The following is a 16,399-nucleotide window of genomic DNA, read 5'->3' on the forward strand; positions in this document are numbered from 1 at the left end:
CTCCGAACCCCAAAATGACCGCAAGCCTCACGCTCACACTACGTGAGGCACCAACCCACCCTTCGCGCTCATTCCTACGTGAGGCACCTCGCCCCGCTCTCCTCCGGATCGTCCGCTCGCCGCCCTGGACTCGGCGAACTCGGCTAATGCGTGGGTTGACTAGGGGCTTTGCTGGTTGGTGGCGTGGTTTGGTGGTGAGGATGGATGGGCATGAAGTCAGCCGACTCACTGGAGGCCACTACGGATGTCATCATCCCGTATTTCTGCCCTGGAACGCCAGTCGTTGTTGGATGTCTTCGCCGGTGTCAGTGACCCCAGACAGCGGTGGGCAGGCGGTATCGCTTGGAGGAGATCCTCGCGTTGACTGCTGCCGCGGTGCTGGCTGGATGCTCGACACTGTTGGCACGTCTCGGACCTGGACCGTGAGGCCATGTCAGCACTGGGTTCAAGGTTTTCCCGTCCACGGCGATCACCCTGCGGCCACTGATCTGTCTGGTCCGCGTGTAGATCGAGGCTGCACACCCTAGCTCAGATCAAATCGTTGATGACCACGGACTGTTCGCGACCCGGGCCGACTCCGATGCCGGAGATGCGGCAGCCGATGAGCTCCTCCAGGCGACGCACGTAGGCCTGGCAGTTCGCGGGCAGCTCGTCGAAGGTGCGGCAGCCGGAGATGTCCTCGGTCCAGCCCGGCAGCTCCTCGTAGATCGGCTTGGCGTGGTGGAACTCCGACTGGGTGATCGGCATGTGGTCGTGCCTCACCCCGTCGACGTCGTAGGCCACGCACACCGGGATGGTCTCCCAGCCCGACAGGATGTCCAGCTTGGTGAGGAAGATGTCGGTGAAGCCGTTCAGCTTCGTCGCCTGCTCCACCAGCACCGCGTCGAACCAGCCACAGCGACGCGGCCGTCCCGTCGTCGCCCCGAACTCACCGCCCGCCTGGCGCAGCCTCTCGCCGTTGTCGTCCAGCAGCTCCGTCGGGAACGGACCCTCACCGACCCGGGTGGTGTAGGCCTTCGCGATACCGATGGAACGGTCGATGCGGGTCGGCCCGACGCCCGCCCCCGTGCAGGCCCCCGCCGCGATCGGGTTCGACGAGGTCACGTACGGGTAGGTGCCGTGGTCGACGTCGAGGTGATGGGCCTGGGCGCCCTCGAACAGGACCACCTCGCCGCGGTCCAGCGCGTCGTTGATGAACCTCCCGCAGTCGATGACGTGGGGGCGGATCGACTCGGCGTGGGCCAGCAGCGACGCCACCACCTCGTCGGCCTCGATGGGGCGACGGTTGTACACCTTCACCAGCAGCTGGTTCTTCTGGTCGAGGGCAGCCTCCACCTTCTGCCGCAGGATCGACTCGTCGAAGAGGTCCTGGACCCTGATCCCCATCCGGTTGACCTTGTCCGAGTAGGCGGGCCCGACACCGCGGCCTGTCGTCCCGATGCGACGCTTCCCCAGGAACCGCTCCGTCACCTTGTCGATGACCCGGTGGTACTCGGTGATGATGTGCGCGTTGGCGGAGATCAGCGGATGCGGCACGTCCACCCCGCGCGAGGCCAGCATCTCCAGCTCCTCGGCCAGCACGTCGAGGTCGATGACGACGCCGTTGCCCAGCACCGTCGTCGTGCCGGGGTTGAGGATGCCGGACGGCAGGAGGTGCATCACGAACTTCTCGCCACCGACCACGAGGGTGTGTCCCGCGTTGTTGCCCCCCGAATAGCGGACACACAGATCGACGCGGTCACCGAGCTGGTCGGTCGCCTTGCCCTTGCCCTCGTCCCCCCACTGGGAGCCGACCACGACAACACTAGGCATTGGAATCCTCCTGGACGCGAAGCAAGCCCCAGCAAAGCCGGGGCCTTACCTCCGCAGTGTACCCGGAGCCCGCGCCATGCCCGGCACCGCGCCCTGCACCTTGGTGCAGCAGTGTCTCGGCCGGGTTCACGATCGTGCAGCCGGGAGGCCGCCAGTTGAAGCATCGGCGTTTTCGCGCCAGCATCTATGACAGAACTACCCGCAAAGGAGCAGGGCCCCATGAAGAAGCTCATCAACTCCCCCGACGACGTCGTCGCCGAGGCACTCCACGGCATCGAGGCCAGTGACGATCGTGTCCGCGTCGACCATCAGCACCGCGTGATCTTCCGCGCCACCCCGACGAGGCAGGGCAAGGTGGCCCTCATCTCCGGCGGCGGCTCCGGTCACGAGCCCCTCCACGGCGGCTACGTCGGTGTCGGCATGCTGGATGCGGCCTGCGCAGGTCAGGTGTTCACCTCCCCCACCCCCGACCAGATCCTCGCCGCCACCGTCGAGGCCGACGCGGGCGCAGGCGTCCTCCACATCGTGAAGAACTACACCGGCGACGTCATGAACTTCGAGATGGCGGCCGAGCTCGCCGCCGAGGCGGACGTGCGGGTCGAGACGGTGGTCGTCGCCGACGACGTCGCCGTCCAGGACTCCCTGTACACGGCGGGACGACGCGGCGTGGGCCTGACCGTGCTGCTGGAGAAGATCGTCGGGGCAGCCGCCGAGGAGGGACGCGACCTCGACGCGGTGCTCGCCGTCGCCACGAAGGTCAACGAGGGTGGCCGCTCCATGGGCATGGCCCTGACCTCCTGCACCGTACCCGCCGCAGGACAACCCACCTTCGACCTGCCCGAGGACCAGATGGAGATCGGGATCGGCATCCACGGCGAGCCGGGACGCCACCGCGAACCCCTCACCCCCGCGAAGGACATCGCCAGGCAGCTCGTCGAACCGATCCTCACCGACCGCGACTACGCCGGGAAGCGCACCATCGCCATGCTCAACGGGATGGGAGCCACCCCGCTGCTGGAGCTCTACCTCATGTACGCGGAGGTGAAGAAACTGCTCGACGACGCCGGTGTCACGGTGGAGCGGAACCTCGTCGGGAACTACATCACCAGCCTGGACATGGCCGGCTGCTCCCTCACCCTCCTCGAGGTCGACGACGAGCTGCTGACGCTGTGGGACGCCCCGGTCAACACGGCCGGACTGCGGTGGGGCCTGTGATGATCGACCGGGACCAGCTCACCCAGTGGCTGCGCACCTTCTCCGAACTCCTCAACGAGAACGCGGCGCGGCTCACCACCCTCGACTCGGCCATCGGCGACGCCGACCACGGCTCCAACATGGCGCGCGGATTCAAGGCCGCCGTCGAGGCCCTCGACGACACCGCCCCGCTGCCGAAGCTGTTCAAGGGGGTCGGCATGACCCTCGTCAGCAGCATCGGCGGCGCCTCCGGCCCGCTCTACGGGTCGTTCTTCCTGCGGCTGGGGGCCGGACTCGACGAGGTCGTGGTCGCCCCCGAGGACTTCGCGAAGGCCCTGCGTGCCGGGCTCGACGGTGTCAAGGCCCGCGGCAAGGCCACCACGGGCGAGAAGACCATGATCGACGCGATGGAACCCGCCGTCGTCGCCTTCGCCGAGGCCGCCGAGCAGGGGGCGGCGGCCGCGTCCCGGGCCGCCGCTGAGGCCGCCAACGAGGGCCGGGATGCCACGATCCCCATGCTCGCCACGAAGGGCAGGGCCAGCTACCTGGGCGAACGCTCCATCGGCCACCAGGACCCGGGCGCGACCTCCACGGCCCTGATGTTCGACGCCCTCGCGGCGGCCCTGAAGGAGGAGTGACCGATGGCGTTGGTGGGAATCGTCGCCGTCTCGCACAGCCGTGAGCTGGCGGAGGCCGCCGTGGAGTTGTCCCTCCAGATGGTGCACGGGGAACAGCCCCCCGTCCTCGTCGCGGCGGGCACCAGCGATGGCAGGCTCGGCACCGACGCGACGGCGGTCGCGGAGGCGATCTCGGCGGCGGACCAGGGCGCGGGGGTCGTCGTGATCGTCGACCTCGGCTCGGCCATCCTCAGCGCCGAGTTCGCCCTGGACCTCGTCGCGGCGGACCCGGAGCAGGTGCGCATCATCCCGGCGCCCTTCGTCGAGGGGCTGCTGTCGGCGGTGGTGCGGGCCGCGACGGGGGCGAGCCTCGACGAGGTCGTCGCCGAGGCGGGGCGGGCGTTGGAGCCGAAGCAGTCGGCCCTGGCCCCCGTCGAGATTTCCACCAAGGCCACCCAGGACGCCTGGGAGCCCGACGCCAAGGACTCGGCCACCGTGGTGAACCCGGCCGGGCTCCACGTCCGCCCCGTCGCCCAGGTGGTGGCGACGGCCTCCCGGTTCGACAGTGAGATCCGGCTCCGCTGCCACGGCACGTCGGCCTCGGCCTCCTCGCCCGTGTCACTGGCCAGTCTCGGCGCCCGGACGGGCGAGCGGCTGTGGGTGGAGGCCGCCGGTTCCGACGCCGTCGACGCCGTGGCCGCCATCGTCGAACTCATCCGCGACGGCTTCGGGGAACTCGACCAACCGGCCGCCCCGGAGCCGATCCGCACCGCCGGCCCGCAGGGGGTCAGCCCCGGCCGGGTGGTCGGCACGGCCCGCATCATGACGAGCCCGGCCACGAAACCCCCGCACGACTACCTGCTGTCCAGGGACGACATCCCTCAGGAACGTCGTCGGCTCGCCGAGGCCCTGGAGGCGACGGCCAGCGGCTACGAACGGCAGGCCGAGGGGGCCGGCCCGGAGGCGTCGGAGATCCTCAGGGCCAGCGCCTCGATGGCCCGCGACCCGATGCTGCGGGACCGCGCCTCGGCCAGGGTCGGCGTCGACTCGGTCGGCGGGGTGTCGGCGCTGTGGCAGGCGGTGTCCGAAATCGTCGTGGAGTTCCAGGCCCAGGGCGGGTTGCTCGCCGAGCGGGTCACCGACCTCATCGACGTCCGCGACCGTGCCGTCAGTCACCTCACGGGACGCCCCCTGCCGGGCATCCCGACCTGCGAGACGCCGTTCATCCTCGTCGCGGAGGATCTGGCTCCCGCGGACACGGCCACACTTCGGGCCGAGTGCTGCCTCGGCATCATCACCGCGGCGGGAGGACCCACCTCGCACACGTCGATCCTCGCCCGCAGCATGGGGATCCCCGCCGTGGTGGGGTTCACGGGCGCGATGGAGATCCCCGACGGTTCCCGGGTGCTCCTCGACGGCACCACCGGCGAGGTCGTCGTGGAGCCCGACACGGAGCAGCAGGTCGGGGCCCGGACCACCCCGGCGACAGTGGAGCCCCTCAGCGCGCCCGGCCGCACCGCCGACGGGCAACCGATCGGCCTGTACGCCAACGTCGCCTCGGCGGGGGCGGCGGAGGTCGCGGCGCGGGCCGGAGCGGAGGGGGTGGGGCTGTTCCGCACCGAGATCAGTGTCCTCGGCGTCCGGGAGGAACCCACCGTCGCCGAACAGGCCGACGGCTACGCCAAGGTGCTGGCGCCGTTCGCGGGCCGCAAGGTCGTCGTCAGGACCCTCGACGCGGGCAGCGACAAGCCGCTCAGCTTCCTCACCATCCCCGGCGAGGACAACCCGGCCCTCGGCATCCGGGGTTTCCGCACCGCCGCCCAGTCGCCGGACGTCCTCACCCGGCAGCTGGAGGCCATCGCCGCCGCCGAGCAGGCCAGCGGGGCGGAGGTGTGGGTGATGGCCCCGATGATCTCCACCGCCGCCGAGGCGGCGCAGTTCGCCGGGCTCGCCAGGGCGGCGGGGCTGCGTCGGGTCGGCGTCATGATCGAGGTTCCGGCAGCCGCACTGAGCGCCCGCGAGATCCTTGCCGAGGTGGACTTCGCGAGCATCGGCAGCAACGACCTCACGCAGTACACCATGGCGATCGACCGGATGGCGACGGGGGTGCAGGAGCTGCAGGACCCGTGGAATCCGGCGGTGCTCCGGCTCATCCAGCTCGTCGGGGAGGCCGGTGCGGCGACGGGACGACCGATCTCCTGCTGCGGCGAGGCGGCGGCCCACCCGGATCTGGCCGCGGTCCTCGTCGGTCTCGGGGTCTCGACGCTGTCGATGAGCGTGCAGTCCCTCGAGGCGGTCCGCGCCACCCTTGCGGAGCTCACCCTGGCGGACTGCCGCAGGGCGGCGCAGGCGGCCGTCGGCGCGTCGGGCCCCGTCGAGGCGCGGGAGGCGGCAGCGCGGGAGGTGCCGTCGCTGCGTCGGGGGTGACGGGGCCGTCATCGGGTGGATTCGTCGGGCGCCGCGCACCCTACCTACACTGTTCGCCGGCCCAGTCCCCACCTCGAGGAGTCCCCATGCCCATCCGTTCCGACCTGCGCAACGTCGCCATCGTCGCCCACGTCGACCACGGGAAGACCACCCTCGTGGACGCCATGCTCTGGCAGTCCGGCGCCTTCCGGGAGGGCTCCGACGTCAACAACCGGGTCATGGACTCGATGGACCTGGAGCGCGAGAAGGGGATCACCATCCTCGCGAAGAACACGGCCGTCAAGCACCTGATGGCGGACGGCCGCGAGGTGACCATCAACATCATCGACACCCCCGGGCACGCCGATTTCGGCGGCGAGGTGGAGCGCGGCCTGGAGATGGTCGACGGTGTGGTGCTGCTCGTCGACGCGTCCGAGGGGCCGCTGCCCCAGACCCGATTCGTGCTGCGGAAGGCGCTGGCGAAGAAGCTGCCCCTCATCGTGGTGGTCAACAAGGTGGACCGCTCCGACGCGCGGATCTCCGCCGTCGTCGACGAGACCTACGACCTGTTCATGGACCTCCTCGACGACGACGCCGCCGACGGCCTCGACTTCCCCATCGTCTACGCCTCGGCGAAGGCGGGCCGGGCGTCACTGACGCAGCCCGCCGACGGGGAGATGCCGGGCTCGACGACCCTGGAGCCCCTGTTCGAGACGATCCTCGACCACATCCCCGCCCCCTCCTACGAGGAGGGCGCCACCCTGCAGGCCCATGTCACGAACCTCGACGCCTCCCCGTACCTGGGGCGGCTGGCGCTGTGCCGGGTGGTGGCCGGTGAGCTGAAGCGAGGCCAGCAGGTCGCGTGGTGCCGGGCCGACGGCACCGTGACGAATGTGAAGCTCACCGAACTGCTCATGACCCAGGCCCTGGAGCGGGTTCCCGCCGAGAGCGCGGGTCCCGGCGACATCGTCGCCATCGCGGGCATCCCGGAGATCACGATCGGCGAGACCCTCTCCGATCCGGAGAACCCGAAGCCGCTGCCGCTCATCCACGTCGACGAGCCGTCGATCTCCATGACGATCGGCATCAACACCTCCCCGCTGGCGGGGAAGTCCGGCAAGAACCTCACGGCGCGGCTGGTGAAGGCGCGGCTCGACCAGGAACTCATCGGCAACGTCTCCATCCGGGTCCACCCGACGGAGCGTCCGGACACCTGGGAGGTGCAGGGCCGCGGTGAGCTGCAACTCGCCGTGCTGGTGGAGATGATGCGGCGGGAGGGTTTCGAACTGACCGTCGGCAAACCGCAGGTGGTGACGAAGGTCATCGACGGGAAGGTGCACGAACCGATCGAGCGGCTGACCGTCGACATCCCCGACGAGTTCGTGGGTGTGGTCACCCAGCTCATGGGGCTGCGGCGCGGCCGGATGGAGACGATGGTCAACCACGGCACCGGCTGGGTGCGGATGGAGTTCCTGGTGCCGGCGCGGGGCCTCATCGGTTTCCGTACCGAGTTCCTCACCGAGACCCGCGGCACCGGCATCATGAACCACGTCGCGGAGGGCTACGAGCCGTGGGCCGGGGACTTCCGCACCCGGCCGACGGGATCGCTCGTCGCGGACCGGACGGGCGTGGTCACCTCGTACGCCCTGTTCAACCTGCAGGAGCGCGGCACGATGTTCGTCGGCCCCGGCGCCGAGGTGTACGAGGGCATGATCGTCGGGGAGAACCCGCGCCCCGAGGACATGGACGTCAACCCGTCGAAGGAGAAGAAGCTCACCAACATCCGTTCCTCGACGGGCGAGGAGCTGGAGCGTCTCATCCCGCCGCGGCTGATGTCGATGGAGCAGCAGCTGGAGTTCTGCGCCGCCGACGAGTGCTTGGAGGTCACCCCTGCTGTGGTGAGGATCCGGAAGGTCGTGCTGGGTCAGAAGGACCGGGCCCGCCTGAAGCGGGGCTGACCCCCCTCACCGCACCAGGTCGATGACGGAGGCGATGACCCGCAGCCGGGTCTCGACGTCGGCATCGGCCGGGGCCTGCAGCTTCGCGCCGACATAGGCCGGGCTGCCCGCGGCGGCCAGGCATTCGGTCACCCGCTGCGGGGTCATGAGTGAGCTGGGCTCGTCGGTGGACAGGGGCAGGTGGAGGTCGGCCCAGGCCTTGCCCCACCGGTTGTCGGTGGCACCGGCGCCGGAGAACATGAGTCCCCGCAGCCGTCCCGCCGCTGCGAGCAGCTCGACGTGACGCCGGGGACGCTCCGGGTCGTGGGCCTCGAGGGCGGATCGTCCCCAATTGACGGCGAAACCGAGGTCCGGCGAGGCCTCCAGCTCCGCCTCGAGGGGAAGGAACCGCTTCTCCCCCTCGACGGCTGGGTCGTGGGCGTCGCAGTGTTCGACGACGAGCTCCGTCGTGAACCCCTCTGCCGTGGTGAGTTCCGCGAGGGAACGGGCGAAGGCGGTGCGGTCGGCGGTGACCGACGGCGCGGAGTGGATGTGCAGCCACGCCACGGACTGCTCGCCGGTGCGATCGTTGAGGTCCTCGGCGGCGTGGCGGATGTCGGTGATCCAGGCGACGGCACGGGTCCGTCCCTCCTCGTCGGGAGAGGCCAGCCCGAAGGCGGGATCCCGCCACACCCGTTGCATCGTGCCGGGGATGGCGGTGACGACCGACCGGGTGAAGCGCCCCCGCAGCTGGGCTGCGAACCAGTTGAGGTCGGCGTGGAGCACGTCCACGAAGGGGATCTCCAGCGCGGCGGCCAGACCTCGCGCGGCCAGTTCGTCGTAGAAGTGCTCCTGCTCGTCCCGTTCCGCGGGCAGGGCGGCATAGGCCCCTACGACAAGGTGTTTCATTGCTGTCCTTCCGGTCGACCGGCTCCAAGATAGCGGGCGTCACCGCAGCCAGGACACGAGGGCTCCCCACGCCGCGGCCCACAGCAGACTGCCGAGGGTGCCGATGATGAAGCGTTCGCTCTTGGCCGGGTCGGGGGTGCTGAGTTCGGGGTACCGGCCGAACCCCTTGACCCCCAGGACGATGGCGACCCCGGCGGGGAAGCCGGCCACGATGCAGGAGTAGATGCCGACCCGTTCCAGCAGGCCGATCCAGGTGCCGCCGGGCATGTCCCGCCCCGCGCGTTCCAGCCGGAGATCGACGAGTTCCGGGCCGCCGGTCCCGGCGACGGCGGCCTCCCGGCGCGCTGCCGCCCGCTGGGTCTGCCAGTCGACGAACTTGAAGAGGCCGCGGATCACGGGGGTGCCCGCGACGGTGGCCGCGAGGAACCCGGCAACGACGACGATCGCCCACGCGAGGGTGCTCATGTGCCCCACTGTTCCAGACGGCTCCGACTTTTCCCGTCGGGCTCGCGCAATCCACCGGGCGATTCCGGCCACTGTCGCGAGCCAAGGGCGTGTACACGAATCGCCGCTTTGCTTCCGTGAGCCGCCGTTTGAAACGTTCCAAAACGAAGCAGGACGGCGATTCCTGCCGCCCTCTCCCGCAGCGCTTCTCGCCTCGGCCCCTGGCCCGAGCGCCTGTCCCGGGACCCCGGCAGGCTCCGACCGACACGGAGATGAAGCTACAATCTTCACATGGGCAGGATTCAGCTTTTCCCTGAATGCATGGCGCTGCTCGGGGACGTGGTGCGGTCCCGGGATTCCAGACGCGCCGCCGTCCATGACGCGATCCTCGCCGCCATCGAGACCACCAACGCGGCCGTCCCGACCCTCGACCCACTGCGCGTCACGGTCGGCGACGAACTTCAAGGGGTCTACGCCAGCGTGGGCGACGCCGTCGCCGCCACCATGATGCTGCGCGACGAGCTGCTCGGGACCGCGGAACTCAGGGTGGGTCTGGGCGGAGGTGAGGTCCGGGTCGTCGACGCCGAACGCGGCATCCAGGACGGGTCGGCGTGGTGGAACGCCCGGGAAGCCATCGAACGCGCCGAGGAGACCTCCCGACGTCCCGGCCATCGCGCCGCCCGCACCGCGCTCGTCGACGGCAGAGCCGCGGCCAACCCGCTGGCCGACCCGCTGCTCAGGCTCCTCGACGCCGAGCTCGACCGGCTCAGCGAGGCGACGCGTCGCACTTGGCGCGACCTCCGTCGCGGCACCCCGAACCTCGAGGCCGCCGCCCGCGAACAGGTGTCCCCCTCAGCCATCTCGCAGCGCATCAACGACAACGGGCTACGGCCCCTCCTCGACGTGGTCGAGACCCTCACCGCCCTCCCCTGACCCTCCCGGTCTCGCCTGCCCTGACTGCGATTCGCCTGCCATTTTCCGGGCTCGCCTGTCTTTCAACACAGGCAATTCAAGAGAAGGCAGGCTTTCCGCCCCAAGGCAGGCGAAACCGACCCGGCACGGACGGAAGGACGCGCGGGGATTCAGTCCTCGTTCTCCTCCGGCTGGACGATCTCGCCGTCGGCGTTCTGCTTGGCCCACTTCTTGCGGCCACGCTGCACGATGAGCGGATCGGTCGGCTTGATGACCGACGGGTCCTTGTCGTCGTAGTCGTGGCTCTCCAGGAACAACCGCATCGCGTTGAGGCGCGCCCGCTTCTTGTCGTTCGACTTGATCCGGTACCAGGGGGCCAGTTCCGTGTCGGTCTGCTTCAACATCGCCGACTTCGCGTTCGTGTAGTCCTCCCAGCGATCCAGGGACTCCAGATCCATTGGGGACAGCTTCCAGCGTCGCACCGGGTCGAGCTGACGGATCGCGAACCTCGTGCGCTGCTCCCGCTGCGTCACCGAGAACCACAGCTTCGTCACGGTGATCCCCGACTCGATGAGCATCTGCTCGAACACCGGGGCCTGCTTCATGAAGGTCTGGTACTCCTCATCCGTGCAGAACCCCATCACCCGCTCCACACCGGCCCGGTTGTACCAGGAGCGGTCGAACAGCACGATCTCCCCCGCCGTCGGCAGATGCTTGATGTACCGCTGGAAGTACCACTGACCACGTTCGGTGTCGCTCGGCTTGTTGAGGGCGACGACCCGGGCGCCACGCGGATTGAGGTGCTCGGTGAACCGCTTGATGGCGCCACCCTTGCCCGCCGCGTCGCGCCCCTCGAACAGGATGATGTGCTTGGTGCCGTTGTCCTGCGCGGAGTACTGGAACTTCAGCAGTTCGATCTGCAACTGCCGCTTCTCGGCCTCGTACTCGTCCCGGCTGAGCAGCTCGTCGTAGGGGTACTTGTCCCGCCACGTCTCCACGGCCGCCCCCATCGGGTCGATGAGGAACTGGTCCTCACCATGGACGTCACCGACGCTGTATCCCTGATCCCGGACCATGTCGATGAACTCACGCAGGTTCTGATTCATGGCTCAAGGGTGACACAGGCCCCACGACGACAACAGGGCGGCCATCGACAACAACCCTCGGAGTTGCTTGAGCACTCCCGACGAAACCGCCACGCCGCACCGGGTCGGCTCAGTCATCGAGGGGGTCCGCCATCAGGAAGTCCACGATGTTCAGGTGCTGGATCCCGTTGCGTCCCCGGGGGATCGGATCCATGCTCACCACCGTCTTGGGATGGTTGTCCGGGATCGCCTCCAGGACACTGAACTCCCGCTCCACCGTCGCCCGGTCCGCCAGCAGATAACTGACCTGGACGTACCACGTGCGCTCTCCTCGCCGAGCGACGAAGTCCACCTCCTTGGCCCCACGCCAGCCCACCTCCACCGTGTAGCCACGCGACCGCAGCTCACCGTGAACGATGTTCTCCAGAGTCAGTTCCACGTCGGCACGATTGTCGAAGCCGAGGGCGGTTCTCAGCCCCTGGTCGACCACGTAGTACTTCTCATCGGCGCGCAACAGTTGTTTGCCGACGACGTCCATCCGGGGAACCTTGTCCACCAGGTAGGCCTCGGCGCAGTGCCTCAGGTACGCCAGCACGGTGTCCACGCTCACCGCACGTCCCTCACTCCTGATGTACCGGCTGACCGACTGGGCGGAGAAGGTCCGTCCCACGTTCCCGACGCAGTAACGCAGGATCCGCCGGAACATGTCCACGTCACGGATCGCGAAGTGCTCGATCACATCCTTGACCACGACGGTGTCGAGCAGGCTGTCGAGATACTGCACAGCGGCCCGGGCGTCAGCATCGAAGTACTTCAGCACCGGAAATCCCCCCAGGACCAGGTACTGCTCGAAGAGTTCCTGGATCTGGTCCCGGGTGGCACCGTCGGGATGCCGCAGCTCCACGAACTCCCGGAAGGCCAGGGGACGGATCGGAAACTCGACGAATCGTCCTGCCAAGTGGGAGCTCAGTTCGCTCGCGAGCATCGTGGAGTTGGAGCCGGTGAGGTAGAGGTCGCAGTTCCAGTCCACCCGCAGCGCGTTGACCACGTCCTCCCAGCCAGGCACCTGCTGGATCTCGTCGAGGAAGATGTGGACTCGGGCGTTCCTGTCCGGCAACCGCGCGCCCAGGTGTTCCATCAGGGCGGGAGCAGTGCGGATGCCCAACCCCTCCCCGGACTCCAGGTTGAGTCTCACCTGCGCGGCCTGCGGGTCCTTGGCGGCGGCCTCGTCGGCCACCATGCCCAGCAGCGTCGACTTCCCACAGCGCCGCACCCCGGTCAGGATCTTGACCACCGGGACGTCCATGAATGGACGGATGCGCGCCAGGTAGCGGGGCCGATCGACGATCCGTTCCATGACACCCCTCCCTCCATTTGTCGATCATAGTCGACAAAACCGATACTCGGGGCCTGGTTGTCGATCATGGTCGACAACAGCACGTCGACCCACTGTCGAGTAGGGGCGTCACCGCGTGGAGTGACAGCCGGGCGCCAGGGTGATGGCGGTCACTTCACCACGACGGTGTAGGTCTCGGGCTCGCTGTTCTGCTGACAGTCCTCCGGCCCGTTGCCGAAGAAGCACCCCCTGACGTCGATGGTGGTCGTCCCGGCCTTCACGCCCTTGACCACCATCGTCGTCCTCGACGTGCAGCCCGGCTGCTCCACCTTGCAGCTGCCGACCTTCAGCTCATGACTCACCGACTCCCCCGTCACCCCACTGATCTGCGGGCCGGTGCGCGCACTGTGGTTGGTTCCCACGACGGGGATGATGACGACCTCACCGACCGCGATCTCGAAGGAACGTTCATGTGGTTCAGCGGTGCGGGTCCCCGCCTCGCAGCCCGCCAGCAGCAGCATCGCAGCCAGTGCCACAGCACCCTGGATCCTCATGGTCACTCCTCGGATTCGGTCTCCGGAACAAGAATGCCCTCCGCAGGGTTCAGCCGCGGACTTCCTTCGACGCTCCGGATCGGCAATGATGCTGGCATGACTGATATCACCCTCGGCGGCAACCCCGTCCGCACCCACGGCTCCCTCCCCGAGGTGGGCGCCACCGCGCCGACCTTCGAACTGGTCGGCACCGACCTCGGAGCCGTCAAGCTGTCGGACTTCGCCGGTTCCCGCCTGGTCCTCAACATCTTCCCCTCCGTCGACACCGGCGTCTGCGCGCAGAGCGTGCGCACCTTCAACGAGCGCGCCGCATCGCTGGAGAACACCAAGGTCCTGTGCGTCTCCCGCGACCTCCCCTTCGCCCTGTCCCGCTTCTGCGGCGCCGAGGGCATCGAGAACGTCGCCGTCGCCTCCGACTTCCGCACCACACTGGGTGAGGACTACGGGGTCACCATGATCACCGGCCCCCTCGAGGGTCTGCTCTCCCGCGCCGTCGTCGTCCTCGACGAGCAGGGCCGCGTCCTCCACGCCGAGCAGGTCGGGGAGATCAAGAGCGAGCCCAACTACGACGCCGCCCTCGCGGTTCTCTGATCCCTGACGCGGGGCCGGGGCTCACCCGAGCCTCGGCCTCACGTGGAGGCCGACCTCCGGATCGACGAGCGGCTCCTGGGCTGCCTGGATGCCGTCGACGGTGAGCGTCGCCGTCACCGGCACCGCCCGTTTCACCAGGCCGAGGGCGATCGGCCCCAGTTCGTGGTGCCGGGCGGACGACCCGACGAAACCGACCTGCCTGCCGTCGAGTTCCAGCGCCGCACCGGCCGCGGGCAGTGCCTCCGCGGATCCGTCGAGGTGCAGCAGCACCAGCCGACGCGGCGGCCTGCCGAGGTTGTGGACGCGTGCGACGGTCTCCTGGCCCCGGTAACAACCCTTGTCGAGATGGGTGCCGAACAGGCCGATCTCGTTGGGGATCGTCCGGTGGTCCGTGTCGACGAAGATGCGCGGCACCCCTGCGGCGATGCGGTGGGCCTCGAAGGCCCACGTCCCGGCGCGGATCCCTTCCGGCAGGGCCGCGTCCCGGGGGCGCAGCACCGCCCGGCCGCCGAGCCACGACCATGACGGCCACCCCTCGGGCACGACAACCCTCTCCCCCACCCAGGCCAGGGCGAGGTCGTCACGCAGCCGAACCTCCACTCGCATCATGAACCGCATCCGGTCGAGGAACTCCACCAGCTCCGCGCCACGCCCCGGCTCGGTCCAGGCCAGCAGCCGCTCCCCATCGTCAACCCCCGACAGGACGTGTTCGACGTGGCCGTTGGGTGACAGCACCAGCGCGTCGGTGGGCTCGCCCGCCGACAGCCCCGACAGGTGCTGGCTCGTCAACGAGTGCAACCAACCGAGTCGGTCCGGCCCCGCCACCTCCACGATGTCGCGGTTCGACAGATCGACGACGGCGGCACCCGCCTCGATGGCCCGTCCCTCCGCGACGGGGTTGCCGTCGTGCCAGACGAGACTCTCGTCGATCCCGTCCTCGACGAGGACGCTCACTGCCGCTTCGAGAGTCGGGCCCACATGTGCGGGCGCAGCTCGTGGTCGGCGGTGGAGCGGTCGAGCGCGTACATGAGGTCCCCCTCGACCTTGCCGTACAGCCGTTGCCCGGAGCTGTGGGACACCGTGGCGCCCTCAGTCCGCACGACGGCATCCGTGAGCAGGTCGATGCGGGTCACCTGGATCTTCCCGACCAGCACCTCCGTCCAGCCGTCGGAGTGGGCGAGCGTCACCTCCAGGGACGCATCCGCCTTCGGCCGCCAGAACCCCGTCTCCATCCCCAGCGGCTGGTCGAACACCCCCTCGTCGGACATCCCGAAGGTCTGTGAGACGTAGAACAGGTAGTTGCCCCCATCGTGGCTGAACTCGATGCGCTGCTCGAAGGTGAAGTCGTTGCCCTCGTGATCGGTGCCGTTGCCGGCGCCCTCCCACGTGCCGACGAGCCACCCCAGCGCGATGAGTTCCTGGTTGAGACCCGCCGGGGCCTCGATGTCGATCCCCTTGAGTTCTGCCATGTCAGTCCTTCCGTCTCCTCACCTGGGTGATCGCGAACCACGCGGCAGCCACCGCCACGGCGACGGCGGCCACGATCAGCACCCAGACCGCGATCATGCTCACGGGCCACCACGATACCTGCCACGACGAGGACCAGATGGTAGACATGGCCCATGCGTGCTGTCATCTCCCGGGTGTCGTCGGCCAGCGTGACGGTGGACGGCGAGGTGGTGGGCGAGCTGCCCCGTCCCGGCCTCCTCGTGCTGGTGGGGATCGCCCACGGCGACGACGATTCCGCCGCCCGTGCCCTCGCCGCGAAGATCTGGGGGCTGCGGATCCTCGACGGGGAGGTCTCCGCCAGCGACATCGACGCACCCATCCTGGTGGTCAGTCAGTTCACCCTCCACGCCAGCACCCGGAAGGGGCGTCGGCCCGGCTGGTCGAAGGCCGCTCCCGGCGCCGTCTCGGAGCCGATGGTCGAGACGTTCGCCCGGGCCCTGGAACAGCTGGGCGCGACGGTGGCGCGTGGCCGGTTCGGTGCGGACATGCAGGTGGCCTCCGTCAACGACGGACCGGTCACGATCCTGATCGACACCGAGAACTGGGAGTGATGACGACGGTGGGTTCGTCCTCCTCCTCGTCGATCTGGAGGTCCTCGACCCCGAGCTCCTTGATGAGCCCCGCGACCCGGTCGTCCAGTTCGTCGCGGATGAGATCCATCCTGGTCTCGCCCTGGATGCCGTGGGCGGAGGGCTCGTCGAGGTGCCAGGCCTCGATGGTCCCCTTCATCCCGGGCACGGGCGCCACCACGGCCTCATAGCCGAGGACGACGACCCGGTCCACGTCGGCCAGCAGCTCCGGATCGAGCAGGGTGGGCCTCTCGTTGCCCAGCACCACGCCGAGCCGGGCGAGGCTGGCGCGGGCCTCCTCATTGACGGCGGGTCCGGGCCGGGTGCCGGCGGAGTACACGTCCACCCGCCCACCGGAACGGCTTCGGAGCAGCGCCGCCGCCATCTGGCTCTTTCCGCTGTTGCGGGAGCAGACGAACAGGACACTCGGCATGAGGTGGCTCCTTGGATCAGGCTACGCGTCAGAGATTACTCATCTCGATGGTCGAACACAGCCCTGCCGAAAACTGGGCAGCCCACCTTTC

Annotated in this window: 17 protein-coding genes and 1 pseudogene; 8 read left to right on the forward strand and 10 right to left on the reverse strand. The window is 69.0% G+C overall.

The annotated features are described in order from the left end of the window. Positions 1-528: 528 nt before the first annotated feature. Positions 529-1,812, reverse strand: a complete 1,284-nt coding sequence (locus tag EII35_RS11870; RefSeq protein ID WP_125228683.1) for an adenylosuccinate synthase — start codon at positions 1,810-1,812, stop codon at positions 529-531. 219 nt (positions 1,813-2,031) lie between these two features. Here EII35_RS11870 and dhaK point away from each other — a divergent pair, with 219 nt between their 5' ends. From dhaK to typA, 5 genes and pseudogenes are all read left to right on the forward strand, one after another. Beyond that, the gene (dhaK, locus tag EII35_RS11875) at positions 2,032-3,027 is read left to right on the forward strand and encodes a dihydroxyacetone kinase subunit DhaK (protein ID WP_125228684.1); all 996 of its coding nucleotides are present in this window, start codon (positions 2,032-2,034) and stop codon (positions 3,025-3,027) included. Next, a complete protein-coding gene (dhaL, locus tag EII35_RS11880) occupies positions 3,015-3,644 on the forward strand; it encodes a dihydroxyacetone kinase subunit DhaL (protein WP_395858247.1) in 630 nt (209 codons plus the stop codon). The genes dhaK and dhaL overlap by 13 nt, the downstream gene beginning before the upstream one ends. Before the next feature lie 3 nt (positions 3,645-3,647). Beyond that, positions 3,648-4,052, forward strand: a pseudogene (gene dhaM, locus EII35_RS16645) (dihydroxyacetone kinase phosphoryl donor subunit DhaM); the annotation flags it as partial. Beyond that, the gene (ptsP, locus tag EII35_RS11885; RefSeq protein ID WP_312019305.1) at positions 4,026-6,050 is read left to right on the forward strand and encodes a phosphoenolpyruvate--protein phosphotransferase; all 2,025 of its coding nucleotides are present in this window, start codon (positions 4,026-4,028) and stop codon (positions 6,048-6,050) included. The pseudogene dhaM and the gene ptsP, both read left to right, overlap by 27 nt. Positions 6,051-6,136: 86 nt before the next feature. Continuing rightward, a complete protein-coding gene (typA, locus tag EII35_RS11890; protein ID WP_125228687.1) occupies positions 6,137-7,987 on the forward strand; it encodes a translational GTPase TypA in 1,851 nt (616 codons plus the stop codon). A gap of 6 nt (positions 7,988-7,993) precedes the next feature. Here typA and EII35_RS11895 read toward each other — a convergent pair whose 3' ends face one another. Beyond that, on the reverse strand, positions 7,994-8,875 hold the full coding sequence (locus tag EII35_RS11895) for a DUF4862 family protein (protein ID WP_125228688.1): 882 nt from the start codon (positions 8,873-8,875) through the stop codon (positions 7,994-7,996). Positions 8,876-8,914: 39 nt separating this feature from the next. After that, positions 8,915-9,268 (reverse strand): hypothetical protein, encoded by a 354-nt coding sequence (locus EII35_RS11900; RefSeq protein WP_395858248.1) that lies wholly within the window; start codon positions 9,266-9,268, stop codon positions 8,915-8,917. A gap of 342 nt (positions 9,269-9,610) precedes the next feature. On the opposite strand from EII35_RS11900, the gene EII35_RS11905 reads away from it, so the two are divergent. Further along, positions 9,611-10,252: an RNA polymerase subunit sigma-70 gene (locus EII35_RS11905; protein WP_125228690.1), complete on the forward strand. Its 642-nt coding sequence runs from the start codon at positions 9,611-9,613 to the stop codon at positions 10,250-10,252. 149 nt (positions 10,253-10,401) lie between these two features. Here EII35_RS11905 and ppk2 read toward each other — a convergent pair whose 3' ends face one another. From ppk2 to EII35_RS11920, 3 genes are all read right to left on the reverse strand, one after another. Further along, positions 10,402-11,337 carry a polyphosphate kinase 2 gene (ppk2, locus tag EII35_RS11910; RefSeq protein WP_125228691.1) on the reverse strand — a complete coding sequence of 312 codons (936 nt, stop codon included), beginning with the start codon at positions 11,335-11,337 and terminating at the stop codon, positions 10,402-10,404. Between the two features lie 109 nt (positions 11,338-11,446). Further along, positions 11,447-12,673 carry an ATP-binding protein gene (locus EII35_RS11915; RefSeq protein ID WP_125228692.1) on the reverse strand — a complete coding sequence of 409 codons (1,227 nt, stop codon included), beginning with the start codon at positions 12,671-12,673 and terminating at the stop codon, positions 11,447-11,449. A gap of 149 nt (positions 12,674-12,822) precedes the next feature. Next, positions 12,823-13,206, reverse strand: coding sequence for a hypothetical protein (locus EII35_RS11920; RefSeq protein WP_125228693.1), 384 nt, complete (start codon positions 13,204-13,206; stop codon positions 12,823-12,825). Between the two features lie 96 nt (positions 13,207-13,302). Here EII35_RS11920 and tpx point away from each other — a divergent pair, with 96 nt between their 5' ends. Next, complete coding sequence (gene tpx / locus EII35_RS11925; protein ID WP_125228694.1) at positions 13,303-13,797, forward strand: thiol peroxidase; 495 nt, start codon at positions 13,303-13,305, stop codon at positions 13,795-13,797. A 21-nt stretch (positions 13,798-13,818) separates the two neighbouring features. Here the strand turns inward: tpx and ygfZ are convergent, their stop codons facing one another. Genes ygfZ through EII35_RS15980 form a run of 3 tightly spaced genes read right to left on the reverse strand, consistent with a single transcriptional unit; the run spans position 13,819 to position 15,414 of the window. Further along, positions 13,819-14,751 carry a CAF17-like 4Fe-4S cluster assembly/insertion protein YgfZ gene (gene ygfZ, locus EII35_RS11930; protein ID WP_125228695.1) on the reverse strand — a complete coding sequence of 311 codons (933 nt, stop codon included), beginning with the start codon at positions 14,749-14,751 and terminating at the stop codon, positions 13,819-13,821. Continuing rightward, entirely contained in the window at positions 14,748-15,266 is a 519-nt protein-coding gene (locus EII35_RS11935) for a heme-binding beta-barrel domain-containing protein (protein ID WP_125228696.1), read from the reverse strand. The genes ygfZ and EII35_RS11935 overlap by 4 nt, the downstream gene beginning before the upstream one ends. A gap of 1 nt (position 15,267) precedes the next feature. Further along, the gene (locus tag EII35_RS15980; RefSeq protein WP_185744306.1) at positions 15,268-15,414 is read right to left on the reverse strand and encodes a hypothetical protein; all 147 of its coding nucleotides are present in this window, start codon (positions 15,412-15,414) and stop codon (positions 15,268-15,270) included. Positions 15,415-15,419: 5 nt separating this feature from the next. Between EII35_RS15980 and dtd the strand changes: the two genes are divergently transcribed. Next, positions 15,420-15,857: a D-aminoacyl-tRNA deacylase gene (dtd, locus tag EII35_RS11940; RefSeq protein ID WP_125228697.1), complete on the forward strand. Its 438-nt coding sequence runs from the start codon at positions 15,420-15,422 to the stop codon at positions 15,855-15,857. On the opposite strand, the gene EII35_RS11945 is transcribed toward dtd, so the two are convergent. Beyond that, the gene (locus EII35_RS11945; RefSeq protein ID WP_125228698.1) at positions 15,823-16,308 is read right to left on the reverse strand and encodes an arsenate-mycothiol transferase ArsC; all 486 of its coding nucleotides are present in this window, start codon (positions 16,306-16,308) and stop codon (positions 15,823-15,825) included. The genes dtd and EII35_RS11945 overlap by 35 nt on opposite strands. Between the last annotated feature and the right edge of the window lie 91 nt (positions 16,309-16,399).

This window comes from Arachnia propionica, assembly GCF_003932785.1.
Lineage (GTDB): Bacteria > Actinomycetota > Actinomycetes > Propionibacteriales > Propionibacteriaceae > Arachnia > Arachnia propionica_B.

Excerpts from the sequence above, each read along its gene's own strand:
- EII35_RS11870 (WP_125228683.1), bottom strand. The coding sequence starts at position 1,812 with ATGCCTAGTGTTGTCGTGGTCGGCTCCCAGTGGGGGGACGAGGGCAAG.
- dhaK (WP_125228684.1), top strand. The coding sequence starts at position 2,032 with ATGAAGAAGCTCATCAACTCCCCCGACGACGTCGTCGCCGAGGCACTC.
- typA (WP_125228687.1), top strand. The coding sequence starts at position 6,137 with ATGCCCATCCGTTCCGACCTGCGCAACGTCGCCATCGTCGCCCACGTC.
- EII35_RS11895 (WP_125228688.1), bottom strand. The coding sequence starts at position 8,875 with ATGAAACACCTTGTCGTAGGGGCCTATGCCGCCCTGCCCGCGGAACGG.
- EII35_RS11905 (WP_125228690.1), top strand. The coding sequence starts at position 9,611 with ATGGGCAGGATTCAGCTTTTCCCTGAATGCATGGCGCTGCTCGGGGAC.
- ppk2 (WP_125228691.1), bottom strand. The coding sequence starts at position 11,337 with ATGAATCAGAACCTGCGTGAGTTCATCGACATGGTCCGGGATCAGGGA.
- EII35_RS11915 (WP_125228692.1), bottom strand. The coding sequence starts at position 12,673 with ATGGAACGGATCGTCGATCGGCCCCGCTACCTGGCGCGCATCCGTCCA.
- EII35_RS11920 (WP_125228693.1), bottom strand. The coding sequence starts at position 13,206 with ATGAGGATCCAGGGTGCTGTGGCACTGGCTGCGATGCTGCTGCTGGCG.
- tpx (WP_125228694.1), top strand. The coding sequence starts at position 13,303 with ATGACTGATATCACCCTCGGCGGCAACCCCGTCCGCACCCACGGCTCC.
- EII35_RS11935 (WP_125228696.1), bottom strand. The coding sequence starts at position 15,266 with ATGGCAGAACTCAAGGGGATCGACATCGAGGCCCCGGCGGGTCTCAAC.
- EII35_RS15980 (WP_185744306.1), bottom strand. The coding sequence starts at position 15,414 with ATGTCTACCATCTGGTCCTCGTCGTGGCAGGTATCGTGGTGGCCCGTG.
- dtd (WP_125228697.1), top strand. The coding sequence starts at position 15,420 with ATGCGTGCTGTCATCTCCCGGGTGTCGTCGGCCAGCGTGACGGTGGAC.
- EII35_RS11945 (WP_125228698.1), bottom strand. The coding sequence starts at position 16,308 with ATGCCGAGTGTCCTGTTCGTCTGCTCCCGCAACAGCGGAAAGAGCCAG.